Genomic DNA, 8,179 nt, shown 5'->3' on the forward strand with positions numbered 1-8,179 from the left:
GGCGAGCTCCTGCTCCATCTGGCGGATGCGCTCCTCCTGGAGCCGGTCCCGGCCGCGACGACGACTGAGCCGCCGCTGAGCCACGGCCAGACCGACGGCTCACCCGCTTTCGCGGTGAGCGGTGACGTGGTGACGGGTGACCAGGCCGCACTCGTCGTCGACGGGGGGCTGCGCACCGTCGTGGTCGCCGGCACAGGCGCGGGGAGTGCTGCAGAGGAGTTCGCCCGGGCCGGAGGCTGGCCACTGCTCGCGGAGGTGTCGAGCAACGCCCGCTTCGGGCCGAATCTCGTGGCCGCATACCGTGAGCTGCTGCAGGCCGAGGACTTCGGCGGCAGGGTCGAGCGCGTGATCGTGTTCGGACATCCGTCGCTGAGCCGGGAAGTCCCGGCCCTCATCCAGCGGGACGACGTCGAGACGATCGTCGTGGCCCCGACCGGCGCCGAGTGGTACAACCCTGGGCACCGGGTGCGCACGTTCGCCCGCACGGCGCGTGTCGGCGCATCCGCTTCGTCCGAGGCGGAAACCCGCGACGGCCGGGCCTGGCTCGGCAGCTGGGTGATGTCGAGCCGGCGCGTTCTCGACGCGGCGACCGAAGACGCGGATGTCCCCTTCGGCGCCCACGGGATGACGCGCGCCGAATTCGCAGCCCTCCGCGCTCCCGTCACCCGGAGCATGCTCGTCGACGCCGTCTGGCGGGCCTCCTGGCCGCACGACCGGCTGGTGCTCGGCGCGTCCCGGTTGATCCGCGAGGCGGACCGGCGGGTGCCGGGCAAGAAGATCTCCGTGCACTCGAACCGGGGCCTCGCGGGCATCGACGGCACCATCTCGACCGCGACGGGTATCGCGCTCGCGAGCCAGGCGTTCCAGCACGGCAGCGAACCGCGCTCGACCGGAACGACCCGGCTGCTCCTCGGCGACCTCGCCCTGTTGCACGACGCGGGATCGATGCTCCTGGTCCCGGGCGAGGCGCGGGCGCGGCTGCAGGTCATCGTCGGCAACGACGGTGGCGGAACCATTTTCGACGGGCTCGAGGTCGCGGCATCCGCCCCCGACGACTTGATCAGCAGGGTGCTCTACACACCGCAGGGCGTCGACCTCTCCGCGCTCGCCGCAGCATACGGCTGGGAATACGACCGGGCGGCGACCCGCAGCGAGCTCGAGCGGGCGCTCACCGCGCCGCCGCTCGGACCGAGCCTGCTCGAGGTGCCGCTCACGCGCTAGGTTTTCTGCATGGCCTCGCGAGGGCCCGGCTGCACAGTGTCAGTCTTCCTGCAATTTTCGACGAAGGGTGCATCATCATGAGCGGGCTCGACCACAAGTTCTGGGACTCAGACCCGATCGAGACGCTCCGCGTCGGCCCCGGATTCCGGCTCGCCTCCGTCGACCCCGACGCGACCCCTGGTTTCGACGGCGTCGCGAAGAAGAACGCCGACAAGGCGCTGGCCTCGGGTGTCGGCCTGCTCGATTCGCTTCAGGAGAAGCTCTACGCCAACAGCCGGGCCGCGGCTGATGACGGCGGAGGCCGCAAGGTACTCCTCGTGCTGCAGGCCATGGACACCGCAGGGAAGGGCGGCATCGTGCGGCACGTCGTCGGGTCCGTCGACCCGCAGGGTGTGCGCCTCACCGCGTTCAAGGCACCGACAGCGGAAGAACGCGCGCACGACTTCCTCTGGCGGGTGCGGAGCCGCGTGCCGGGTCCCGGCCTGATCGGGGTCTTCGACCGTTCGCACTACGAGGATGTGCTGATCGCCCGCGTGCACGAGCTCGCCCCCGCCGAAGAGATCGAGGCCAGGTACGGGCAGATCCGCCAGTTCGAGCAGGATCTCGTCGACGACGGAACCACGATCGTCAAGGTCATGCTGCAGATCAGCTCGGCAGACCAGAAAGAGCGGCTGCTGGAGCGCCTCGAACGCCCGGACAAGCACTGGAAGTACAACCCGGGCGACGTCGACGAGCGGATGCGCTGGGCCGACTACCAGACGGCATACCAGCTCGCCCTCGAACGCACCTCGACCCCCGACGCGCCGTGGTTCGTCGTTCCCGCGGGCAAGAAGTGGTACGCGCGCCTCGCCGTGCAGCACCTGCTGATCGATGCCCTCGAGCGTCTGGACCTCGACTGGCCGCCCGCCGCCTTCGACGTCGACGCCGAAAAGGCGCGCCTCGCAGCCACCTGACCCGCCCCATCCGCCCACTCCTCCCGTTCATCCCGCGAGAGTACGAAATCGGCCCTTATGGGGTCGTCTTTAGGGCCATAAGTGTGCTCTCGCGGTTCACGGCGCTGAGCGCTGAGCGCAGAGCGCAGCGGAGGAGGAGGGGGAGTTAGCCGAAGGCCTCGACGATGGGGCGGAACTTCATCCGGGTCTCGGCGAGCTCGCGGTCGGGCTCTGAACCGAGCACGATGCCGCAGCCGGCGTATGCCGTGACGTCGCCGCCGGGAGTGACCTGGGCGCAGCGCAGCGCGATCGCCCATTCGCCGTCGCCGTCCGCTCCGACCCAGCCGACCGGCCCGGCATACCGGCCGCGGTCGAAGGGCTCGAGTTCGCGGATGAGCGCAAGCGCTGCCTGCGTCGGCGTTCCCGCGACTGCCGCCGTCGGGTGCATGGCGGCGATGAGGTCGAGGGAGGTCGATCCGTCGGAGAGGGTTCCCTCGACATCCGTCGCGAGGTGCCAGAGGTTCGGGAGCTTGACCGTGAACGGCAGCTCGCTCGTGAGCAGGTGCGAGGTATGCGGGCGCAGCGAGGCGAGCACGCTCTGCACCGCGAAGGCGTGTTCGTCGCCGTCCTTCGCGCTCGTCGCGAGCGCGGCGGCGGCCTCGAGGTCCGCTGCGGCGTCGGCGCCGCGCGAGACGGTCCCGGCGAGCACCCGGGCGTTGACCTCGCCGTGGTCGGCGCGGATCAGGGTTTCGGGGCTCGACCCGACGAGTCCGTCGACGGCGTAGGTCCAGCAGTCCGGGTAGCCGAGGGCGAGTTCGCTGATCGTGCGGCGGAGGTCCGACTTCGCCGGAAGGTGGCCGCGGAGGTCGCGGGCGAGCACGACCTTGTTCACCTCGCCGGCCGAGAGACGCACGACCGCCTCATCGACGGCTGCCTTGTATGCCTCGGGCCGCAGCGTGCCCGAGAGCAGCGAGATCCGGTACTCCGTGCCCAGCGGATGCAGCGCCACCGGAATTTCCGGAGGGGTGCCTCCGGTCGGCCAGATCCGGGTGACCCAGCAGAGACCGTCCTCACGTCCGACGATGACCTCCGGAACGAGCAGCACGCTCGTCTCGGCGGATTCGTCGTCGAAGGCGAACGTTCCGAACGCCAGCAGGCCGGTGCCCGTTCGCGCGAGGGGATCGGTCACCGTCGCAGCGGCGACGACGTCCCGCCACGCACTCGCGGCATCCGTCATGCGGGTCGGGCCCGAGAATTCGAGCCGCAGCGCTGAGCCGAGGCCGGCGAGGCCCTGGTTGCGGCGCATCCAGAGCAGCGGCTTCTGGGCGTCGAGGAGAAGGACCAGTTGTCGAATGTCGGCAATGGGAGTGGTTTCAACCGTTAGGGCCTGCACATTCACTTGCCCAGCCTATGCCAGCCGCCACGACGACCGGCTTCCCGGACTCCAGACTGCCCCTATCACCGGCTTCGCAGGATCACCGGGGAACGGCAACCTAGACTGTTGGAGTGAACAGAGCAGACCTCAGTAAGCAGCCGGAGCAGGTCGCTGCCATGTTCGATCAGGTGTCGACGCATTACGACCGCACGAACGCGGTGCTCTCGGTCGGAAACGCCGCCCTGTGGCGGCTCCAGGCGACCCGCGCCGTCAACCCCCAGGCCGGCGAGCGCATCCTCGACATCGCCGCGGGCACCGGCACCTCGAGCGTCGCGCTGACCCACACCGGCGCCCACGTCGTCGCCGCCGATTTCTCCGCCGGCATGATCGCGGTCGGCCGCGAACGCCAAGCGGGCAACCCGCTCGTCGAGTTCGTCCAGGCCGACGCCACGGCGCTTCCCTTCGCCGACAACGAATTCGACGCCGTCACGATCTCCTTCGGCCTCCGCAACGTCGTGGAACCGCGCAAGGCGCTCGCCGAGTTCTTCCGCGTCACCAAGCCCGGCGGCAGGGTCGTCATCTGCGAGTTCTCCACCCCGCCGAACCCGGTCATCCGCAGCGCCTATTTCGCCTACCTCAACCAGGTGATGCCCCGGGTCGTCAAGCTCGCCTCCTCGAACGCCGAGGCGTACGACTATCTCGGCGAATCGATCGCCGCCTGGCCGACCCAGCCCGTGCTGAGCGGATGGCTCCGCGAAGCCGGGTACGAGTCCGTCGCCTACAAGAACCTCACCCTCGGAATCGTGGCGCTGCACCGCGGCGTCAAGGCCGCCCCCGCGGCAGTCCCCGCCGACTGAAACTCCCCACCCAATGGATAGGCTGTCAGAGTGAAACCGAGTCTTCCCCTGTTCCGGCGCGGCTCCTCCGTGACGAGCCAGATCGGCCTCAGCGATCGAATCTTCTCGACAGCGGATGACCGGGGCCTTGCCGCCGGAATCGACGCCGGTCTCGAGCGGGTCGAGGCGAGCCTCTTCGCCGAGATCGTCTTCGCAGACGAGATCGCAAGCGTCACCACCCGGTACCTCCTCGAAGCCGGCGGCAAGCGGGTTCGCCCGATGCTTGCCCTCCTCACCGCCCACCTCGGCAGCGGTGGGATCACCGACGTCGTGACCGCGTCGACGGCGATCGAGATCACCCACCTCGCCTCGCTCTACCACGACGACGTCATGGACGACTCCGGCCAGCGCCGCGGCGTCCCGAGCGCCCAGACGGTCTGGGGAAACTCGGTCGCGATCCTCACCGGCGACCTGCTGTTCGCCAGGGCGAGCCAGCTGATGGCCAAGCTCGGCGAGCGGGCCATCCGCCTGCAGGCCGACACCTTCGAACGCCTCGTCATGGGGCAGCTGCACGAGACCGTCGGCCCGCACGCGGGCGACGACCCGATCGAGCACTACATCTCGGTACTCGCGGACAAGACCGGTTCGCTCATCGCGGCAGCGGCCCAGGCCGGCATCATCTTCTCGGATGCGCCCGACGAATTCGAACAGCCCCTCGTGAGCTTCGGCGAGAAAATCGGCGTCGCGTTCCAGCTCATCGACGACGTGCTCGACCTGTCCCCGCAGCCCGAGGCGACCGGGAAGGTGCCAGGCACCGACCTGCGTGCCGGGGTCGCCACCCTGCCCCTGCTCAGGCTCCGCGAGCGCGCCGCCGACGAGCCGGCATCCGCGGCCCTGCTCGAGCGGCTCGAGCGGGACGTCATGAGCAGCCAGGGCACCCGCTCAGAGGCGGCCGACTCCGCGATTGCCGCGCTGCGCGACCACGAGGTGACCGCGCAGACCCTCTCAGAGGCCCACGGCTGGGCACACGACGCCGTTGCTTCCCTCGCTCCCCTGCCCGACGGGTCCGTCAAGAAGGCGCTGACCCGATTCGCCGACACGATCGTCGAGCGTTCAAGTTAGAAAGGTCGTCATGACCGAGAAGCGCCCCACCGACCAGCAACCCGCGAAGCTGCGCCTGGCGATCGTCGGGGCAGGGCCGGCCGGCATCTACGCCGCGGATATCCTGCTCAAGGCGGAACGCAACTTCGAGGTCTCGATCGACCTGTTCGACCACCTCCCCGCGCCGTACGGGCTCGTACGCTACGGGGTCGCGCCGGACCACCCCCGCATCAAGGGCATCATCACCGCCCTGCGCGACGTGCTCGACCGCGGCGACATCCGCATCTTCGGAAACGTGCGCTTCGGGGTCGACATCACGCTCGACGACCTCAGGAAGCACTACAACGCGGTCATCTTCGCGACCGGCGCCGTGCGCGACGCCGACCTCAGGATCCCCGGCATCGACCTCGTCGGCTCCTACGGCGCCGCCAAGTTCGTGAGCTGGTTCGACGGCCACCCCGACTACCCGCGCACCTGGCCGCTCGAAGCGAAGCAGGTCGCCGTGATCGGCAACGGAAACGTGGCCCTCGACGTGGCTCGGATCCTCGCGAAGCACGCGGACGACCTGCTGCCCACCGAGATCCCGGCGAACGTCTACGACGGGCTCAAGGCCTCACCCGTGACCGACGTGCACATCTTCGGGCGTCGCGGACCGACATCCGTGAAGTTCACGCCCCTCGAACTGCGTGAGCTCGGCGAACTGCCCGACGTCGACATCGTCGTCTACGACGAGGACTTCGACTACGACGACGCCGCGCGCGCCGCCGTTGCGAGCAACAAGCAGGTGTTCGTGATCGACAAGGTGCTCGGCAAATGGCGCGAACGCGCCCACAAGCTCGCCGAGGACCCGCAGGCGGGCGCGAGCCGCCGGCTGCACCTGCACTTCTTCGCCAAGCCCCTAGAACTCATCGACGACGGCACAGGCCGGGTCGGCGGCATCCGCTACGAACGCACAGCGCCGGACGGCCAGGGCGGCGTCGTGGGCACGGGGGAGATCCGCGAGCTGCCGGTGCAGGCCGTGTACCGCGCGGTCGGGTACTTCGGCTCGCCGCTGCCCGGGGTGCCGTTCGACAAGAAGCACGGCGTGATCCCGAACCGCGAGGGGCAGGTGCTCTCCAAGGGCGACCCGTCGTCCGGTGCGGGGAGCGCCAACCAGCAGCTCTACGGCGTGTACGCGACCGGGTGGATCAAGCGCGGGCCTGTCGGCCTGATCGGGCACACCAAGTCCGACGCGATGGAGACCGTGCGGCACCTGATCAACGATCTCGGCAACTGGTGGCGGCCCGAATCCCCGTCGGAGGAGAGCGTCGTCGCGCTCCTCGAGGAACGCGGTGTCGACTACACGAACCTCGACGGCTGGCACCGCCTCGACCAGCACGAGCAGGCGCTCGGCGCGGCCGAGGGTCGGGTGCGGATCAAGGTCGTGCCGCGCGACGAGATGGTCGCCATCTCCCGCGCCGTCGCGCCAGCAGCAGTGACCGCCTCGGCCTAGAACCCGAGCAGTTCGCTGCCCACCTCGCCGAACACGGCGAGGTGGGCGTCGACGTCCGCTGCGGTGGTGTCCGGGCTCATCAGCGCCATATTGTGGAACGGCGTCACAAGGATGCCCCGATGCCTACCGGAAGTTGACGAACTGCAGGGCGACGTCGAGGTCCTTGCCCTTGAGCAGCGCCATCGTGGCCTGCAGGTCGTCGCGGCTCTTCGAGCTCACGCGCAGCTCATCGCCCTGGATCTGGCTCTTGACGCCCTTGGGGCCCTCGTCGCGAATGATCTTGCCGATCTTCTTCGCGTTCTCCTGGTCGATGCCGGCCTTCATCGAGGCCTCGATCCGGAATTCCTTGCCGGAGGCGTACGGGTCGCCCGCGTCGAGGCTGCGCAGCGAGATGCCGCGCTTGATGAGCTTGGACTCGAAGACTTCGAGGATCGCCTTGACACGCTCCTCCGAGTTCGCCTTCATGAGCACCTTCTCGCCGCTCATCTCGATCGAGGCGCCGACGTTCTTGAAGTCGTAGCGCTGCGCGACTTCCTTGTGGGCCTGGTTGAGGGCGTTGTCGACCTCCATCGGGTCGACCTTGCTGACGATGTCGAACGTTGAGTCTGCCATGACAGCAATGTTATCGGCGGATGCTTCGCCCGGCATCCGCACACCGGCTCACGCACCGGGCATGCCGGGCTCATCGGGAACTGATAGCCGCTGGAGGCCGCGGCCATAGCCCTGCTGCGTACCGTTGCCGACGCGGCAGTCAGAAGCCGCGCACGAGCTATCGAGGAGACCATGAAACGGCCACAGTTTCTCACGCACATCCGCCCACGAACCTGGGTGGTTGCCGGCGTCATCGTGCTCGCCCTCGCGGGCGGCAGCATCTACTGGTTCGGATTCGCCGTTCCGGCGAACACCAAGTCCACGGTCGCCGCTCCCATCACCACCGCAGCGAGCCTGACGACCATGCAGAAGACCGTCGACAGCGACGGCACCGCGACCCCGACCGTGAACGACTCGGTCAGCTTCGCCGTGTCCGGTACCGTCACGGCCGTGCCGGTCGTCGCGGGGACCACCGTGACCGCTGGCCAGGTGCTCGCAACCGTCGACACGCTCAGCCTCGACGCCGCCGTGCTCGAAGCGCAGGCGACGCTCGCGACCGCGAGCGTGTGCGGCGTGAGGTAGAGCGAGAGGCAGACCGTGGGCACGCCATCGGTGAAGAGCTCGATCAGCC

The 8,179-nt window shown here is 69.0% G+C and carries 7 protein-coding genes and 1 pseudogene; 6 read left to right on the top strand and 2 right to left on the bottom strand.

Annotation, left to right across the window (positions count from 1 at the left end; translation table 11 throughout):
* A pseudogene (locus QN345_RS12755) lies at nucleotides 1–1,221 on the top strand (2-succinyl-5-enolpyruvyl-6-hydroxy-3-cyclohexene-1-carboxylate synthase); the annotation flags it as partial.
* A gap of 77 nt (nucleotides 1,222–1,298) precedes the next feature.
* Complete coding sequence (locus QN345_RS12760; RefSeq protein WP_322188609.1) at nucleotides 1,299–2,174, top strand: polyphosphate kinase 2 family protein; 876 nt, start codon at nucleotides 1,299–1,301, stop codon at nucleotides 2,172–2,174.
* A 145-nt stretch (nucleotides 2,175–2,319) separates the two neighbouring features.
* Here QN345_RS12760 and QN345_RS12765 read toward each other — a convergent pair whose 3' ends face one another.
* Nucleotides 2,320–3,546: an isochorismate synthase gene (locus QN345_RS12765; protein ID WP_322136988.1), complete on the bottom strand. Its 1,227-nt coding sequence runs from the start codon at nucleotides 3,544–3,546 to the stop codon at nucleotides 2,320–2,322.
* 113 nt (nucleotides 3,547–3,659) lie between these two features.
* Between QN345_RS12765 and ubiE the strand changes: the two genes are divergently transcribed.
* The 3 genes from ubiE to QN345_RS12780 are packed head-to-tail and all read left to right on the top strand — an operon-like array spanning nucleotide 3,660 to nucleotide 6,957.
* On the top strand, nucleotides 3,660–4,385 hold the full coding sequence (gene ubiE, locus QN345_RS12770; RefSeq protein ID WP_166787350.1) for a bifunctional demethylmenaquinone methyltransferase/2-methoxy-6-polyprenyl-1,4-benzoquinol methylase UbiE: 726 nt from the start codon (nucleotides 3,660–3,662) through the stop codon (nucleotides 4,383–4,385).
* Between the two features lie 30 nt (nucleotides 4,386–4,415).
* Entirely contained in the window at nucleotides 4,416–5,486 is a 1,071-nt protein-coding gene (locus QN345_RS12775; protein ID WP_134558656.1) for a polyprenyl synthetase family protein, read from the top strand.
* 10 nt (nucleotides 5,487–5,496) lie between these two features.
* On the top strand, nucleotides 5,497–6,957 hold the full coding sequence (locus QN345_RS12780; protein WP_134448793.1) for an FAD-dependent oxidoreductase: 1,461 nt from the start codon (nucleotides 5,497–5,499) through the stop codon (nucleotides 6,955–6,957).
* Nucleotides 6,958–7,080: 123 nt separating this feature from the next.
* On the opposite strand, the gene QN345_RS12785 is transcribed toward QN345_RS12780, so the two are convergent.
* Nucleotides 7,081–7,569 carry a YajQ family cyclic di-GMP-binding protein gene (locus QN345_RS12785; RefSeq protein WP_134448794.1) on the bottom strand — a complete coding sequence of 163 codons (489 nt, stop codon included), beginning with the start codon at nucleotides 7,567–7,569 and terminating at the stop codon, nucleotides 7,081–7,083.
* Between the two features lie 171 nt (nucleotides 7,570–7,740).
* On the opposite strand from QN345_RS12785, the gene QN345_RS12790 reads away from it, so the two are divergent.
* The gene (locus QN345_RS12790; RefSeq protein WP_323508714.1) at nucleotides 7,741–8,130 is read left to right on the top strand and encodes a biotin/lipoyl-binding protein; all 390 of its coding nucleotides are present in this window, start codon (nucleotides 7,741–7,743) and stop codon (nucleotides 8,128–8,130) included.
* Nucleotides 8,131–8,179: the final 49 nt, after the last annotated feature.

It is taken from the genome of Cryobacterium sp. 10I1 (assembly GCF_035019805.1).
In the GTDB taxonomy this organism is placed as follows: Bacteria; Actinomycetota; Actinomycetes; order Actinomycetales; family Microbacteriaceae; genus Cryobacterium; species Cryobacterium glucosi.